General features: G+C 63.7%; 14 protein-coding genes. 12 read left to right on the top strand and 2 right to left on the bottom strand.

Annotation, left to right across the window (positions count from 1 at the left end; genetic code table 11):
* Positions 1-156: 156 nt before the first annotated feature.
* From FZZ93_RS12910 to FZZ93_RS12890, 5 genes are all read left to right on the top strand, one after another.
* Complete coding sequence (locus tag FZZ93_RS12910) at positions 157-1,221, top strand: TRAP transporter substrate-binding protein (RefSeq protein ID WP_407650279.1); 1,065 nt, start codon at positions 157-159, stop codon at positions 1,219-1,221.
* Positions 1,222-1,342: 121 nt separating this feature from the next.
* Positions 1,343-2,173, top strand: coding sequence for a bifunctional hydroxymethylpyrimidine kinase/phosphomethylpyrimidine kinase (gene thiD / locus FZZ93_RS12905; RefSeq protein ID WP_149322728.1), 831 nt, complete (start codon positions 1,343-1,345; stop codon positions 2,171-2,173).
* Between the two features lie 72 nt (positions 2,174-2,245).
* The gene (locus tag FZZ93_RS12900; protein ID WP_149322727.1) at positions 2,246-3,091 is read left to right on the top strand and encodes a universal stress protein; all 846 of its coding nucleotides are present in this window, start codon (positions 2,246-2,248) and stop codon (positions 3,089-3,091) included.
* A 109-nt stretch (positions 3,092-3,200) separates the two neighbouring features.
* The gene (dtd, locus tag FZZ93_RS12895) at positions 3,201-3,641 is read left to right on the top strand and encodes a D-aminoacyl-tRNA deacylase (RefSeq protein WP_149322726.1); all 441 of its coding nucleotides are present in this window, start codon (positions 3,201-3,203) and stop codon (positions 3,639-3,641) included.
* Between the two features lie 300 nt (positions 3,642-3,941).
* Positions 3,942-5,360 (top strand): uracil-xanthine permease family protein, encoded by a 1,419-nt coding sequence (locus FZZ93_RS12890; RefSeq protein WP_149322725.1) that lies wholly within the window; start codon positions 3,942-3,944, stop codon positions 5,358-5,360.
* A gap of 21 nt (positions 5,361-5,381) precedes the next feature.
* Here the strand turns inward: FZZ93_RS12890 and FZZ93_RS12885 are convergent, their stop codons facing one another.
* The gene (locus tag FZZ93_RS12885) at positions 5,382-7,325 is read right to left on the bottom strand and encodes an ATP-binding cassette domain-containing protein (RefSeq protein WP_149322724.1); all 1,944 of its coding nucleotides are present in this window, start codon (positions 7,323-7,325) and stop codon (positions 5,382-5,384) included.
* Between the two features lie 54 nt (positions 7,326-7,379).
* Between FZZ93_RS12885 and FZZ93_RS12880 the strand changes: the two genes are divergently transcribed.
* The 6 genes from FZZ93_RS12880 (at position 7,380) to bamJ (ending at position 12,479) form a co-directional block, all read left to right on the top strand.
* Positions 7,380-7,898: a TIGR02444 family protein gene (locus tag FZZ93_RS12880; protein ID WP_246146219.1), complete on the top strand. Its 519-nt coding sequence runs from the start codon at positions 7,380-7,382 to the stop codon at positions 7,896-7,898.
* A gap of 114 nt (positions 7,899-8,012) precedes the next feature.
* Positions 8,013-9,056, top strand: coding sequence for a TRAP transporter substrate-binding protein (locus FZZ93_RS12875; RefSeq protein WP_149322722.1), 1,044 nt, complete (start codon positions 8,013-8,015; stop codon positions 9,054-9,056).
* A 181-nt stretch (positions 9,057-9,237) separates the two neighbouring features.
* A complete protein-coding gene (locus FZZ93_RS12870) occupies positions 9,238-9,819 on the top strand; it encodes a TRAP transporter small permease (protein ID WP_149322721.1) in 582 nt (193 codons plus the stop codon).
* A gap of 30 nt (positions 9,820-9,849) precedes the next feature.
* Positions 9,850-11,133 (top strand): TRAP transporter large permease, encoded by a 1,284-nt coding sequence (locus tag FZZ93_RS12865; protein WP_149322720.1) that lies wholly within the window; start codon positions 9,850-9,852, stop codon positions 11,131-11,133.
* 37 nt (positions 11,134-11,170) lie between these two features.
* Entirely contained in the window at positions 11,171-11,614 is a 444-nt protein-coding gene (locus FZZ93_RS12860; protein ID WP_149322719.1) for a universal stress protein, read from the top strand.
* 133 nt (positions 11,615-11,747) lie between these two features.
* Complete coding sequence (bamJ, locus tag FZZ93_RS12855; RefSeq protein ID WP_149322718.1) at positions 11,748-12,479, top strand: BamJ family beta-barrel-assembly machinery protein; 732 nt, start codon at positions 11,748-11,750, stop codon at positions 12,477-12,479.
* Positions 12,480-12,553: 74 nt separating this feature from the next.
* Here the strand turns inward: bamJ and FZZ93_RS12850 are convergent, their stop codons facing one another.
* Entirely contained in the window at positions 12,554-13,150 is a 597-nt protein-coding gene (locus tag FZZ93_RS12850) for an SCO family protein (protein WP_149322717.1), read from the bottom strand.
* 181 nt (positions 13,151-13,331) lie between these two features.
* Between FZZ93_RS12850 and FZZ93_RS12845 the strand changes: the two genes are divergently transcribed.
* Positions 13,332-14,246 (top strand): AEC family transporter, encoded by a 915-nt coding sequence (locus FZZ93_RS12845; RefSeq protein WP_149322716.1) that lies wholly within the window; start codon positions 13,332-13,334, stop codon positions 14,244-14,246.
* Positions 14,247-14,264 lie beyond the last annotated feature (18 nt).

Raw genomic sequence — 14,264 nt, 5'->3', positions numbered from 1 at the left:
GTCCCGGGCAAGAGTGTTCCGGATAAAAGCATCCCGGGCAGGTTTCAACGATACGGCAGGGTACGCCCTGCCATGACAATGGCCCATGAGGGCCTCTCCGCAAGGCGAACAACACCAATAATGGGAGCGACTCGTATGCAACCGAAAGTACTCGCCATGGCCATGGCCGGCATTGGACTTAGCCTGGCCGCCGGCACCACCCAGGCTCAGGAAACCTTCGAGTGGAAGCTGGTGACCTCCTGGCCGAAGAACTTTCCCGGCGTCGGCCAGGGCCCCGAGCGCCTCGCCAAGCTGGTCGAGGAAATGTCCGACGGCCGGCTGCAAATCGAAGTGTTCGGCGCCGGCCAACTGGTGCCCGGTTTCGAGGTCTTCGATGCTGTCTCCGAGGGTACCGCCGAAATCGGCCATTCCGCCTCCTACTACTGGAAAGGCAAGGCGCCGGCCGCCCAGTTCTTCGCCGCCGTGCCCTTCGGCATGAATGCCCAGGAGATGAACGCCTGGCTGCACTACGGCGACGGCCTGGAGCTGTGGAACGAGCTGTACGATGACTTCGGGATCGATGTCATGGCCGCCGGCGCCTCCGGGGTGCAGATGGGCGGCTGGTACAACAAAGAGATCAACTCGGTCGACGACCTGGACGGCCTGAAGATGCGCATGCCGGGCCTGGGCGGTGAGGTCATGAGCCGCATGGGCGTGGCCATCGTCAACATGCCCGGCGGCGAGATCTTCACCTCGCTGCAATCCGGTGCCATCGACGCCACCGAGTGGATCGGCCCCTACAATGACCTGGCCTTCGGCCTGCATCAGGCCGCCGACTATTACTACTACCCGGGCTGGCATGAGCCGACGGTGATGTTCGAGGCCATCGTCAACGAGGAGGCCATGGCCTCGCTGCCGGCGGACCTGCAAGCGATTTTGCGCACCGCGGTGCGCGACGTGAACCAGGACGTGCTCGACGAGTACACGGCGCGCAACAACGACGCCCTGCAGACACTGATCAACGAGCATGACGTCGAACTGCGCCGCCTACCTGACGACGTGCTGGCCGAGGCCAAGGAAATCTCCGCCGACGTGGTCGCCGAGCTGGCCGAGTCCAGCGACATGGCAAGCAAGATCTACGATTCCTACCGCGCCTTCCAGGACAAGGTGGTGAACTACCACGCCATCTCCGAGCAGGCCTACTACAACGCCCGCAACCCCGACGGCGACACCACTCAGTAACGACCCTACGGGCCACCTTCGGGTGGCCCGCTGCGTCGGCATGGCCGGCCCCGTCCTCTTGCAGTATGCTGAACGCCGCCTCCGGCGATTCATGACAGCACGACGACAAGATGATGCGACCATGCCAGCCTCGAATACCATACCTCACACCCTGACCATCGCCGGCTCCGACCCCTCCGGTGGTGCCGGCCTGCAGGGCGACCTCAAGACGCTCTCCTCCCTGGGTACCTATGCCACCAACGTCATTACCGCGGTGATCGCCCAGAACACCCAGGGGGTGGCGCATGTGCACCCCGTGTCCGCCGAGGCAATTCGCGAGCAACTGGACAACCTGCTCGACGATGTACACATCGACGCCGTGAAGATAGGCATGGTGGCCAGCCGCGAGGTGGCCGAGACGATCGGCGAGGCACTAAGCCGCCACCGCCCGCGCTGGATCGTGCTCGACCCGGTGATGGTCGCCAAGAGTGGCGACGTGCTGGTGGACAACGCCGGCATCGCCGCGGTGCGCGACATTCTGGTACCACTGGCCGACGTGATCACACCCAACCTGCCGGAAGCCGCCGTGCTGCTCGACACCGAAGCACCCCGCAGCCCCGATGCCATGGAAGCCATGCTGCCCGGCCTGCAGGCGCTGTCGGCGCCCTATGTGCTGCTCAAGGGTGGACATCTGCCAGGCGAAGCCTGCCCCGACCTGCTGGCCACGCCCACCGACAGCGCCTGGCTGCCAGCCCCGCGCATCGACACCGACAACCTGCACGGCACTGGCTGCGCGCTCTCCTCCGCCATCACCGCACACCTGGCGCACCTGCCGGAGGACGCCGGCCACGCCGAGATCGTCGATGCCATCGGCACGGCCAAGCAATGGTTGCACCGCGCCCTGGACGCCAGCCATCGCCTCTCGGTAGGTCACGGTCGAGGCCCGGTACACCACTTCCACGCCTGGTGGTAACGCCTGTCACTTGCACAGGACGCCGGTGCCACCCATCCTGAAGGTCTCTCCCGGCATCAAGAGGGCTGTGCCATGACCCGCACCCTGCTGTTCGCCTGCGACCTCTCCGCCGAGAACCGTGCAGCCTTCGCCAGGGCCATTCGCCTGGCCGGCGAAAGTGGCGCGCGACTCGATATCGTCCACGTGCTCGATCCCTACCTGCCGAGGCGAGTACTGCACGACCTGGAAGAAGCCGTGGTGACGGATATCGGAACGACCCTCACCGATATCCGCGAGGACTATGCCCTGGCCGAGCCGACCAGCCTGATCCAGACCGTGACCGGCGAGCCCTATGCCGAGATCATTCGCGAGGCCCATGAGCGCGAGGCGGACATGATCATTCTCGGTGCCCACCGCAAGCGCGGCCAGCCCGACCTCGTGCACGGCACCACCCTGGCCAGGGTCCTGCGCAGCGCGCCCTGCCCGGTGCTTTCCGTCAGCCAGCCTGCCAATCACGACTGGTACGACATCCTTGTCCCGGTGGACTTCTCGCTGACCTCGCGGCATACCCTGCGCGAGACCCTCAAGCGCTTCCCCGAGGGGCGCCTGACACTGCTGCACGCCTGGAACATTCCCGGAGAACGGGAGCTTGGCTCCGGTACCGGCTATGCACGCTGGCGAGACCGCGAGGTCGAACGGCTCAGACGCCACCTGGAGCAGGAAACCGAACAGCTGATGGCCGAGCTCGACGACGTGCCGGAACTCAGCCTCGAACTGCAACAGGGCGAGCCACTGGACGTGCTGATGACGCAGCTGCGACGCCAGCCCCCGGATCTGCTGGCGCTGGGCAGCCGCGGCCAACTGGGTCGTCACAGCCAGATTACCGAGCATCTGCTGGCCGAACCCCACTGCGATATCATGCTGTGCCGTTCCTGGTGAGCCGTTTCTGGTAAGCCCCGAATAACGGGCTGTGGACGCTCGCTAGGCCAAGGAAATGAGGCCATGCTACGCTGCGGGCGATTCACCACAGCCGCTCGGAGTGCCTCCCATGAAAGCCTTGATCCAGCGTGTCAGCCAGGCCAGTGTCAGCGTCGACGATGAGTGTGTCGGCGCCATCGAGCACGGCCTGCTGGCCTTGATCGGCGTGGAGCGGGAAGACAACGAGGCCCGGGCCGAACGGCTCCTGCACAAGCTGCTGCATTATCGCGTCTTCGCCGACGCAATGGGCCGCATGAACCACAACCTGCAGCAGGCCGACGGCGGCCTGTTACTGATTTCGCAATTCACGCTTGCCGCCGACACCCGCAAGGGGCTGCGCCCCGGCTTTTCCAGTGCCGCACCACCGGACGACGGCGAGCGTCTCTTCAACTACCTCGTCGAACAGGCCCGCAACGCCTGGCCCCGCGTGGCCACCGGACGCTTCGGCGCCAATATGCAGGTGTCGCTGGTCAACGATGGCCCCGTGACCTTCCTGCTCGAGAGTCACTGACCCTTCCGGCACCACCATCCGTCAAGCATCTGCAACCACCGAGCGGGCCGTTCGAGAGCGCTTGGTGGCGCCTTCCGGGTTGCCCTTTCCGTCACATGCTATCTCGTGTTGCGGTCACCTCGAGTTTCTCTCACCTCAAGTTCTCCCGCCTCAAGTTCTCTCACCACAGAAACGCCCGGTGGGCGGCTCTTCTATATAGCCCCCTCCGATAGTTGTATACATATTTTATGGAAATATATTGCACAAAGTGGACAATGGCTCGAGATGAATTGTGTACAATAACAAGTGGTGATTGTCCTCATGACAGATTCCGGCCGCAGCACTTCCGTCTTCGAGTTCCGGGGACATCCTCCCCTGACTCGCGCCCTGCCACTTTCCCTGCAGCATATCCTGGCGATGATCATGGGCACGGTCACCGTCCCCATCATCGTCGCCGGCACCGTGGGGGCGACCCTCGAGGAAAAGATGCTGCTGATCCAGATCTCGCTGCTCGCCTCCGGGGTCTCGACACTGCTGCAGCTCTACGGCATCCGCCGCTTCGGCGCCCGGCTGCCAACCATCTTCGGCGTCGGCTTCGCCTATGTACCGACCCTGACAGCGGTGGGCGCCCAGTACGGCCTGGAAGGTATCCTTGGTGCCCAGATCATCGGTGGCGGGGCCATGATCCTGGTGGGGCTGTTCATTCAGCGCATCCGCCACTTCTTTCCGCCGGTCGTGGCCGGCACCGTGGTCCTGGTGATCGGTCTGTCGCTTTATGATATTGCCATCAACTACATGGCGGGGGGCATGGGCCAAGCCGGCTTCGGCGAGCCACGCCAATGGCTGATCGCGCTTCTCACCCTGGCAGTGGTGCTGGTCGTTTCGCAGTTCGCCCGCGGCTTTCTCAAGCTGTCAGCGATCATCTGCGGCATTCTGGTGGGCTATGTCCTGGCATTAGCGATGGGCATGGTCGACTTTTCCCCGGTCCGCGAGGCCAGCTGGTTCAGCGCGCCGACGCTGCTGCCCTTCGAACTGGCCTTCCACCCGGCAGCCATTCTCTCCATGGTGATCATCTGCGTGATCAACTCGGTACAGACCATCGGCGACCTCTCGGCCACCACCGTGGGCGGCATGGACCGCGAACTGGATCGCAAGGAGCTCGCCGGCGGGCTGCTCGGCAACGGCCTGTGCACCGCCGTGGGTTCGGTGTTCGGTGCCCTGCCGACCGCCTCGTTCAGCCAGAACGTCGGCATTGTGGCGATGACCAAGGTGATCAGCCGCACGGTGCTCGCCCTCGCCGCCGTCTTCATCCTGCTGGCCGGCCTGATGCCCAAGTTCGGCGCCCTGATGACCACCATTCCCTACCCGGTGCTGGGCGGCTCCACCATCACCGTCTTCGGCATGATCACCATGACTGGCATCCAGTTGCTGATCCGTGACGAGCTGTCATCGCGCAACATCACCATCGTCAGCCTGGCCCTGGCACTGAGCCTGGGCATCTATGCCGCGCCGGACGCCATCGGCGGCCTGCCGCAGATGCTGCAACTGGTGCTGGGCGGCTCGCCCATCGTAGTGGCGGCCGTGGTCTCGATCACCCTGAACCTGATCCTGCCGCGACGTAGCCTCGACGACGAGCGCCGCGAGCGAGAAACGATCGCCGAACAGATGCGCGACAAACCCGCTCGGCACGAAGACGACGCCCCGCTCCGTCGTGAAGCCGACCATCCCCCTTCTTCCTGAAACACCTGAATCGAGGAGCGGTCAGGAGGCCTGCAGCTCGGCCTCTAGCCGCTCCAGGGCCTCCTCGGCGGCCAGCCATTGCTGCTCGAGCTCCTCGAGACGCGTCGCCAGCTCACCACGTCGCGCCAGCTGCGCATTCAATTCGTCCTTGCGAGCCTCGTCGGTGTACAGGTCGGCATCGCCCAAGGCCGCCTCGACCTCGTCCAGCGTCGCCTGGGTCTTCTCCATGTCACGCTCCGCCCGGTCGCGATCGCGCTTGAGCGGTCGCAGCTTGTCGCGCAGCTCGGCGGCGGCACGACGCGAGGCCTTGCGGTCTTCCTTCGACCCGGCATCATCGCCCTGGCGTTCAGCCTTGTCGGCACGAGCCTCGCGACGCTGCTCCTCCAGCCGCGACTTGAGCCAGGCGCGATAATCGTCCAGGTCGCCATCGAAGGGCGTCACGCGGTGATCCGCCACTCGCCAGAACTCATCCACCGTGGCCCGCAGCAAGTGACGGTCGTGGGACACCACGATCACCGCCCCCTCGAAGCTGGCCAGGGCTTCGGTCAGGGCCTCGCGCATCTCCAGATCGAGGTGGTTGGTCGGCTCATCCAGCAGCAGCAGATTGGGGCGCTGCCAGGCGACCAGGGCCAGCGCCAGCCGCGCCTTCTCGCCTCCCGAGAAGCGCTCGACCTCAGCGAAGACATCATCGCCATGAAAGCCGAAACCGCCCAGGAAACGCCGAATCTCCGCATCGGCCACCGTGGGCGAGAGGCGCTGAACGTGGAGAAAGGGCGTGGCCGACAGGTCCAGCCCTTCGAGCTGGTGCTGGGCAAAATAGCCGATGGACAGATGCTCGCCGGCCACCCGATGCCCGGCCAATAGCGGCAGCTCGGTGGTCAGCGACTTGATCAGGGTCGACTTGCCCGCCCCGTTGGGACCCAGCAGGCCGATCCGCTGCCCCGGCTGCAGCGCCAGGTTCACGCCCTCGAGCTGTCGCGTCTCGCCCGTGGCATCGCGATACCCCAGCGCGGCGTCGTCCAGCACGAGCAGGGGATGCGAGACCTTGTCCGCGGCAGGAATGCTGAAGTGGAAGGGCGAATCGGCATGCGCCACGGCGATGTCGCCCATGCGCTCGAGCATCTTCAGACGGCTCTGCGCCTGGCGCGCCTTGGTGGCCTTGTAGCGAAAGCGCGCCACGAAGCGCTCGATCTCCGCCTTGCGCGCCTGCTGCTTGGCGGCCTCAGCCTGTTGCAGGGCCAGCTTCTCGGCCCGGGTACGCTCGAAGGTGGTGTAGTTACCCCGATAGAGCACCAGGGAACGCTGGTCGAAATGCACGATGTGGTCGCACACCGCATCGAGGAAGTCGCGATCGTGGGAGATCAACAGCAGGGTGCCGGGATAGCGGGACAGCCACTGTTCGAGCCACAGCAGGGCATCCAGATCCAGGTGGTTGGTCGGCTCGTCGAGCAGCAGCACATCGGACGGCGTGAACAAGGTACGCGCCAGATTGACGCGCATCCGCCATCCCCCGGAGAAGGCCGCCAGGGGGCGATCCAGATCGGCCTGGCCGAAACCCAGGCCGACCAGCAACTGGGCGGCGCGGGCCGGCGCGCTGTAACCGTCCAGCGACTCGATAGTACCGTGCAGCTCGGCCTCGCGGTGCGCATTGCCCCGCGCCTGGGCCTCGGCCAGGGCCGCCTCGGCGTCGCGCAGTGCCCGATCGCCATCGAGCACATAATCGACGATGCTCCGCTCGAGCGCCTCCACCTCCTGGGCCATGTGGGCGATACGCTGACCACCGCTCATTTCCAGCTCGCCGCGATCCGGCGACAGCTCGCCCAGCAGCAACCCGAACAGGCTCGACTTGCCCGTGCCGTTGGCACCGACAATGCCGGCCTTGTAGCCGGCGTGCAGGGTCAGGTCAGCCGCATCGAGCAGGCTCTGAGTGCCGCGTTGCAGGGATACTTGGCGCAATGCGATCATGCGGACTCCATTCGTCTGCGTGAGATCACCGCCTTGGGCGGCCACCATGTCGTGATGAACGACGATTCTACCGAATTATCCGCGCACTTGCGGTCACGTCTCGCTGGCGAGTCGCTCTGGGACTTCGCGCTCAACCTCTATGCTCGCGACGGTATCGAGCAGGCCTGCCTGACGCTGCAGGACGAAGCGGGTGTCGACGTCACCGAGCTGTTGTGGCGCTGCTGGTTGTACCGATACAACCTGCGTGCCGGCGCCACACCTCCCGATGTGCGGCAGTGGCAGCACGATGTCATCTCGCCCCTGCGACGCTTGCGCCGAGGCCTCAAACCAGCCGCACGGGAACGATCGAACGTGGCCAGCCTCCGGCAGCGCATCAAGCAAGCCGAACTGGACGCCGAGCGCGAGTGCCTGCTTCGCCTGGAAGCCCACAGTGGCACTGGCCGCGTCCCTCTTTTCGAGATTTTCCGCCCCGACTCGACCCTGGAAAAAGTTTTGCCGTTCGGCCCTCAACTGCAGAAAAAATCACATCTTTTGGCCTTGGGAACGCTGCAAAGCCAGCTTGACCCCTTATGACCCCCACGCTAGCCTGAAATCAACTGCGTAAATGGTGAGAAAACGACACTTCTGATTTTTCGCCAGTCGATGAGTCATTGATTTCCCGGCAAAACCTGCAGAGGAACCACAAGAATGAAGGCATACAAACTACTGACTACCGCGAGCATCGGCGCCCTGATGCTCGGCATGTCCACCGCCGCCTATTCCGACAACTGGCGTTATGCCCATGAGGAATACGAGGGCGACGTTCAGGATGTCTTCGCTCAGGCTTTCAAGGGTTATGTCGAAGATAATTCTGACCACACCGTGCAGGTCTATCGCTTCGGTGAACTGGGTGAGTCCGACGACATCATGGAGCAGACCCAGAACGGCATCCTGCAGTTCGTCAACCAGTCGCCCGGCTTCACCGGCTCGCTCATTCCTTCGGCGCAGATCTTCTTCATTCCCTACCTGATGCCCACGGACATGGACACCGTCCTGGAGTTCTTCGACGAGAGCAAGGCCATCAACGAGATGTTCCCGAAGCTCTACGCCGAACACGGGCTGGAACTGCTCAAGATGTACCCGGAAGGCGAAATGGTGGTGACTGCCGACGAGCCGATCACCTCGCCTGAGGACTTCGACAACAAGAAGATCCGCACCATGACCAACCCGCTGCTGGCCGAGACCTACAGCGCCTTCGGCGCCACGCCGACGCCGCTGCCCTGGGGCGAGGTCTACGGTGGCCTGCAGACCGGCATCATCGACGGTCAGGAAAACCCGATCTTCTGGATCGAGTCCGGCGGCCTCTACGAGGTCTCGCCGCACCTGACCTTCACCAGCCATGGCTGGTTCACCACCGCCATGATGGCCAACCAGGACTTCTACGAAGGTCTCTCCGAAGAAGACCAGCAGCTGGTACAGGACGCCTCCGAGGCGGCCTACGACCACACCATCGAGCACATCCAGGGCCTGTCCGAGGAGTCCCTCGAGAAGATCAAGACCGCCTCCGATGAAGTCACCGTCACTCGTCTGAACGATGAGCAGATCCAGGCCTTCAAGGAACGCGCTCCCCAGGTCGAGGAAAAGTTCATCGAAATGACCGGCGAGCAGGGCCAGGAGCTGCTCGACCAGTTCAAGGCCGATCTCAAGGCCGTGCAAAAGGATGAAGGCGGGGAAAGCCAGGACGAAGGCTGATCACGCGCTTCACCCGCATCCATCGGGGGCAGCCAGGCTGCCCCCGAATTGTTTCCGACCTTCTCGGCTGACGCCAGTGCCAGCGTTCACCCAACGTTGATCTGCACGCCACTAACAGCCATTACCATGCTGAGAGGGTCATCCCAATTTTCGCCATGTGTCTGCTGAGGGGAGCGCGACCATGACCGACGAAGAAGAAGCCGAAAAACACTACCATTCCGGCTTGCCCGGCATACTGGGCACCATCGACACCCTGATCAGCAAGCTGGAGGCGATCATCCTCGCCCTCGGCGTGCTGCTGATGGCCACCAATACCGTCGCCAATGTCATCGGACGCTTCGTGCTCGGCGAGAGTCTGTTCTTCACCGGCGAAGTCAATCGCATCCTGATCATCATGATCACCTTCGCGGGCATCGGCTACGCGGCACGTCATGGTCGCCACATCCGCATGTCGGCGATCTACGATGCCTTGCCGGTGGGCGGCCGTCGCGCCCTGATGATAGTGATCTCGCTGTTCACTTCTCTGGTGATGTTCTTCCTGATGTACTACTCGGTCCTCTACGTCCTTGACCTATACGACAAGGGGCGCATCCTGCCGGCGCTCGGCGCCCCCATCTTCATCATCTACGTCTGGGTGCCACTGGGCTTTCTGATCACCGGCATCCAGTACCTGTTCACGGCCATCAAGAACCTGACGTCGCGCGATGTCTACCTGTCGACCTCGGTGGTCGACGGTTACAAGGATACGGAAACGGAAGTCTGACGCAGGGCGCCTCGCCCGGGGGAATGCAAGATGACGACAATAATGGTTGCGACCATGATCGGCCTGCTGTTGCTGGGCTTTCCCATGATGATCCCGCTGGCGACTGCAGCGATCATCGGGTTTTTCATGATGTTCGGCGGGCTGGGCCAGATGGAGACCCTGATCCAGCAACTGATGGCCGGCATACGGCCGGCATCGCTGATCGCGGTGCCCATGTTCATCCTCGCCGCGGATATCATGACGCGCGGTCAGTCGGCCAATCGACTGATCAATATGGTGATGGCCTTCATCGGCCACATAAAGGGCGGTCTCGCCGTCAGTACGGCAGCTTCCTGCACGTTGTTCGGGGCCGTCTCCGGTTCCACCCAGGCCACCGTAGTGGCGGTCGGCTCTCCGCTGCGCCCGCGCATGCTCAAGGCCGGCTATTCGGATTCCTTCAGCCTGGCGCTGATCATCAACTCCAGTGACATCGCCTTCCTGATCCCGCCCAGCATCGGCATGATCATCTACGGGATCATCTCCGGCACCTCCATCGGTGAGCTGTTCATCGCCGGAATCGGCCCGGGCCTGATGATCCTGGCCATGTTCGCTACCTACTGCGTGATCTATGCCATCGTCCGTGGCGTGCCCACCGAACCCAAGGCGAGCTGGGGAGAACGTTTCTCGGCCGTGCGCCTGGCCCTGTGGCCGCTGGGCTTTCCGGTGATCATCATCGGCGGTATCTACGGCGGTATCTTCAGCCCGACCGAAGCGGCAGCGGCCTGTGTGCTCTATGCGATCCTGCTGGAATTCGTGGTCTTCCGCTCGCTGAAGATCAACGACATCTACACCATCGCCAAGTCCACCGGCTTGATCACCGCCGTGGTGTTCATCCTGGTGGCGGTCGGCAACAGCTTCTCGTGGATCATCTCCTTCGCCCAGATTCCCCAGGCTATCCTTGAGGCCGTGGGCATCAATGAGGCAGGGCCGACCGGGGTGCTGATCGCCATCTGCGTCGCCTTCTTCGTTGCCTGCATGTTCGTCGATCCCATCGTGGTGATCCTGGTACTGACGCCGGTCTTCGCGCCGGCCATCGAGGCGACCGGCCTCGACCCGGTACTCGTCGGTATCCTGATCACGCTGCAGGTAGCCATCGGCTCGGCGACACCGCCCTTCGGTTGCGACATCTTCACCGCCATTGCCATCTTCAAGCGCCCTTACCTGGACGTGATCAAGGGTACGCCGCCCTTCATCTTCATGCTGGTGCTGGCGGCCGCATTACTGATCCTGTTCCCGCAGATCGCCTTGTTCCTGCGCGATCTCGCCTTCAGGTAAGTGGCTTCGGCTTTATCCGAACAAGGAGTAAGGTGAGATGTTCAATCGGATCATGGTGCCGGTCGACGGCTCCAAGGGCGCCGTCAAGGCGCTGGAAAAGGGCATCGGCCTGCAACAGTTGACCGGCGCCGAACTCTATATTCTCTGCGTGTTCAAGCACCATAGTCTGCTCGAGGCCTCACTATCGATGGTCCGCCCCGAGAGACTGGATATCCCGGACGACGCCCTCAAGGATTACGCCACCGAGATCGCCGTCCAGGCCAAGACCCGCGCCACCGAACTGGGCGTTCCGGCCGACAAGGTGCGCGCCTTCGTAAAGGGCGGGCGCCCCTCGCGCACTATCGTGCGCTTCGCCCGCAAGCGAGAGTGCGATCTGGTCGTGATCGGCGCTCAGGGCACCAACGGCGACAAGAGCCTGCTGTTGGGCAGTGTCGCCCAGCGTGTCGCCGGCTCGGCCCACTGCCCTGTCATGGTCGTCTGACGCCGGGCCTGTGCCGTGTTACCGGGCAAGGAGCCGTATCCGAAGCATGGGTGCGGAACCTGTCCGGCCCTGTTAGAGTCCCATGGGTTTCATACACTCATGGCGCCAAGGCGCCGGACCACAAGGCTTTTTCATGAAGACACTGCTGACTTCCGCGTCACTGGCGGCCCTGTTGACTGCCGCTCCCTTGGCACTGGCCGCTCCCGAATCCGATCAGGAACGACTGGGCTACAGCCTTGGCGTGACCTTGGGGCAGAGCATCCAGCAGGATGTCTCCGATCTCGACATCGACGCTTTCACCCAGGCCATCCGCGACGTCTACGCCGATGACGAGCTGGCCATGACCGACCAGGAAATGGCCGACACCCTGGCCCAGTTCCAGCAGCAGGCCCAGGAGAAGCGCGCCGCCGAGGCCGAGAAGCGTGCCGAGGACAACAAGGCCGAAGGCGAGGCCTACCTCGAGGAAAACGCAGAAAAGGACGGCGTCACGGTCACCGACTCGGGCCTGCAGTATCGTGAGCTGGAATCCGGCGACGGCGCCACGCCGAATGCTGAAGACACCGTCAAGGTCAACTATGAAGGCAAGCTGATCGATGGCACCGTCTTCGACAGCTCCTACGAACGCGGCGAGCCAGTAAGCTTCCGTGTCGGCCAGGTCATCGACGGCTGGCAGGAAGCCCTGCAGCTGATGAGCGTGGGCGACACCTGGGAAATCGCGATTCCCTCCGAGCTGGCCTACGGCGCCCAGGGGCAAGGCCCGATCGGCCCCCACGAGACCCTGATCTTCAAGGTCGAGCTGCTCGACGTCACGCCCGCCGACGCGGCCGATAACGCCGATACTGGAAGCGACGACACTTCAGAGTAACGCTTCGGCATTATGTCTCGCACACGGCCGGCTCCATGAGCCGGCCGTTTGTCATTCAGAGCCAAAAATACCGCTTACATGGCATCAAGCGCCTCGTCCAGCGCTGCCTCGAGTGGAGCCGATGTTGGCGAGTGCAGTACACGCCGCCGAATCTCGCCATGCCGGTCCACCAGATAGAGCGAGGCGGTGTGGTCGACGGTATAGTCCACAGCCGAGTCCGGCGCTTCTACCTTGCGCCACACCACGCCATACCGCTCGGCGATCTCCTCAAGCTGCTCTACACTGCCGGTCGCCCCGATGAAGTCCTCGCCGAAGGAGGCGAGATACGCCTCGAGTCGTGCCAGGGTATCGCGCTCGGGATCGACGGAAATCATCACCGGCACCACTCGATCACGATGCTCGGCGGGAAGCCGCTGGCGCGCCTGACGCACCACCGCCAGGCTCATGGGACAGACATCCGGGCACCAGGTATAGCCGAAGAAGATCACCGCGAGCTGGTCCTCGTCCAGTTGGGAGAGCGCGAACTCCCCATGGGTCGATGGCAGTGCAATGGGGCCGCCCTCCAGCCTCTCCTCGCCCTCTCCCTGCCACCACTGATGGGCCAGCAGGGCGATCGCCACCAACAGCACAACTCCCACTACCGCCAAATATCGCCAACGCCGTGTCATCATGACCTGCTCCTTATCGGACTCGACGCCACACCCGCATCACGATCGCTCGAACTTGGCGATGAAGTCACGCCGCCGATGATGGCAAGATAGCCCCTTGGGACAGTCCCTTGGAAGAGGCGAATCCAAGCCATTTCCCAACGCATCCTGGGCTTTCGCGGGCCCGAACCAACGAGGAGATGTCATGGAAGGCGTGGCGGGAGCTCTGGGCCCTCTCTTTCTGTTGATCCTGCTGGGCGCCTTGCTCGGCCGTCTCGACCAGCCGGGGGGAGATTTCTGGCCACGGATGGAACAGCTGATCTATTTCCTGCTGTTCCCCGCCATGCTGGTCTCGACCCTGGCCAGCGCCGATATCCAGCAAGTGCCGGTAGGCCGCATGGCCCTGGTCCTGCTCGGTGCCATGAGCTTGCTCGGCGCGGTACTGTGGATCGCGAACCGCCGGTTGGGTCTGACGGCGCCGGCCTTCACCTCAGTATTCCAGGGCGCCCTGCGCTTCAATACCTATGTCGGCGTGGCCGGTGCCGCCGCCTTGCATGGCGAAGCCGGTGCCACCGTCGCAGCGGTGGCCGTAGCCCTGATGGTACCGGTCGTAAACGTCCTGTGCGTCGCCAGCTTCATCGCCGCCGGCACGCTCGGCACCGGCGGCATGCGCGCGAGCCTCGCCGCCCTGGCGCGCAATCCCCTGATCCTGGCTTGCCTGCTGGGTATCGTCCTGAATCTCAGCGGCATCGGGCTGCCGGGGTGGAGTGCTCCTGCTGTGGAACTGCTCGGTCGGGCCGCCCTGCCGCTCGGCCTGGTGGCAGTCGGCGTTGCCCTGCGACCACGAGCACTGCTACGACTCGACCTCGGCGTCTGGGCCGCCAACCTGGCCAAGCTGGTCCTGATGCCGACCTTGGTACTCGGCTTCGCCCTGGTCCTGCGCCTGGATCCGGTCAGTCGAGATATCGCCCTGTTGTTCGCCGCCCTGCCCACCGCCACTTCCGCTTACATCCTGGCCCGTCAGCTCGGTGGCGATGCCGAACTGATGGCCGCGCTGATCACCGGCCAGACCCTGATCGCCATGGCCTCGCTGCCCCTTTGGCTACGCCTGGTCGGCTGATAGGGCTCGTCTCCGAAA

This window comes from Halomonas eurihalina, from assembly GCF_008274785.1.
Lineage (GTDB): Bacteria > Pseudomonadota > Gammaproteobacteria > Pseudomonadales > Halomonadaceae > Halomonas > Halomonas eurihalina.
This window is presented reverse-complemented; position numbering and strand designations above follow the sequence as displayed.

Coding starts and splice junctions, on each gene's coding strand:
- dtd (WP_149322726.1), top strand. CDS start 3,201: ATGAAAGCCTTGATCCAGCGTGTCAGCCAGGCCAGTGTCAGCGTCGAC.
- FZZ93_RS12880 (WP_246146219.1), top strand. CDS start 7,380: ATGAACGACGATTCTACCGAATTATCCGCGCACTTGCGGTCACGTCTC.
- FZZ93_RS12910 (WP_407650279.1), top strand. CDS start 157: ATGGCCATGGCCGGCATTGGACTTAGCCTGGCCGCCGGCACCACCCAG.
- FZZ93_RS12870 (WP_149322721.1), top strand. CDS start 9,238: ATGACCGACGAAGAAGAAGCCGAAAAACACTACCATTCCGGCTTGCCC.
- FZZ93_RS12875 (WP_149322722.1), top strand. CDS start 8,013: ATGAAGGCATACAAACTACTGACTACCGCGAGCATCGGCGCCCTGATG.
- FZZ93_RS12890 (WP_149322725.1), top strand. CDS start 3,942: ATGACAGATTCCGGCCGCAGCACTTCCGTCTTCGAGTTCCGGGGACAT.
- FZZ93_RS12865 (WP_149322720.1), top strand. CDS start 9,850: ATGACGACAATAATGGTTGCGACCATGATCGGCCTGCTGTTGCTGGGC.
- bamJ (WP_149322718.1), top strand. CDS start 11,748: ATGAAGACACTGCTGACTTCCGCGTCACTGGCGGCCCTGTTGACTGCC.
- FZZ93_RS12850 (WP_149322717.1), bottom strand. CDS start 13,150: ATGATGACACGGCGTTGGCGATATTTGGCGGTAGTGGGAGTTGTGCTG.
- FZZ93_RS12885 (WP_149322724.1), bottom strand. CDS start 7,325: ATGATCGCATTGCGCCAAGTATCCCTGCAACGCGGCACTCAGAGCCTG.
- FZZ93_RS12845 (WP_149322716.1), top strand. CDS start 13,332: ATGGAAGGCGTGGCGGGAGCTCTGGGCCCTCTCTTTCTGTTGATCCTG.
- FZZ93_RS12900 (WP_149322727.1), top strand. CDS start 2,246: ATGACCCGCACCCTGCTGTTCGCCTGCGACCTCTCCGCCGAGAACCGT.
- FZZ93_RS12860 (WP_149322719.1), top strand. CDS start 11,171: ATGTTCAATCGGATCATGGTGCCGGTCGACGGCTCCAAGGGCGCCGTC.
- thiD (WP_149322728.1), top strand. CDS start 1,343: ATGCCAGCCTCGAATACCATACCTCACACCCTGACCATCGCCGGCTCC.